2 protein-coding genes are annotated in these 558 nt (G+C 65.1%); both read right to left on the minus strand.

Translation table 11 applies throughout. The features are described 5' to 3' along the window. Window positions 1–299, minus strand: a 299-nt coding sequence (locus tag IE126_RS25760) for a phage protein Gp36 family protein (protein WP_189383247.1), incomplete at its 3' end; no start/stop codon positions are given. Beyond that, the gene (locus IE126_RS25765; RefSeq protein WP_189383249.1) at window positions 296–505 is read right to left on the minus strand and encodes a DNA translocase FtsK; all 210 of its coding nucleotides are present in this window, start codon (window positions 503–505) and stop codon (window positions 296–298) included. The genes IE126_RS25760 and IE126_RS25765, both read right to left, overlap by 4 nt. Window positions 506–558: the final 53 nt, after the last annotated feature.

Raw genomic sequence — 558 nt, forward strand, 5'->3', positions numbered from 1 at the left:
ACGTCCTTCAGCGCGGCGACGGCGTCGGTGTAATCCTGACGGACATGATCGGGTGCGCCATTGCGGTGCAGGATGTAACGCGAGATCGACACCGCCCAGGTCTTGACCAGGGCGGGCACCGTCGGCAGCGGCAGGTCGTATCTCGCGCCGACATATCCGTCGATTGCGTTGTCGGCATCCAGCAGCGCGGCCGCAATGACGTCAGGATCGGGAGTGCCATCACGATCACGGTCGGCGATCTGCCTGATCTCGGCATCACCGGCCCGCGCGATCAGATCAGGGAGCGAGGCATAGCTCATTTCTCGCCCGCCTGTGCCTGCTGCGCGCGGATCTCGCGCCGACCAGCGATGTCCGGCGCCGAGACGATGCCATTGGCCTGCATGCGGTCCATCAGGCGCGAGGCATCGGTATAGCCAATGCTGAGATGACGCTGGAGGAAGGACGTGGAAGCCCGGCGCTCGGTCATCATCAGCTGGACGGCCTGATCATAAAGGTCTTGCGCCATGGCTCAGCCCAACATCCTGACAGCCGGGGCGCCCAGGTCGCCGTGGCAGGTGG

The organism is Gemmobacter nanjingensis, from assembly GCF_014652195.1.
GTDB lineage: Bacteria > Pseudomonadota > Alphaproteobacteria > Rhodobacterales > Rhodobacteraceae > Gemmobacter > Gemmobacter caeni.

Coding starts and splice junctions, on each gene's coding strand:
- IE126_RS25765 (WP_189383249.1), bottom strand. CDS start 505: ATGGCGCAAGACCTTTATGATCAGGCCGTCCAGCTGATGATGACCGAG.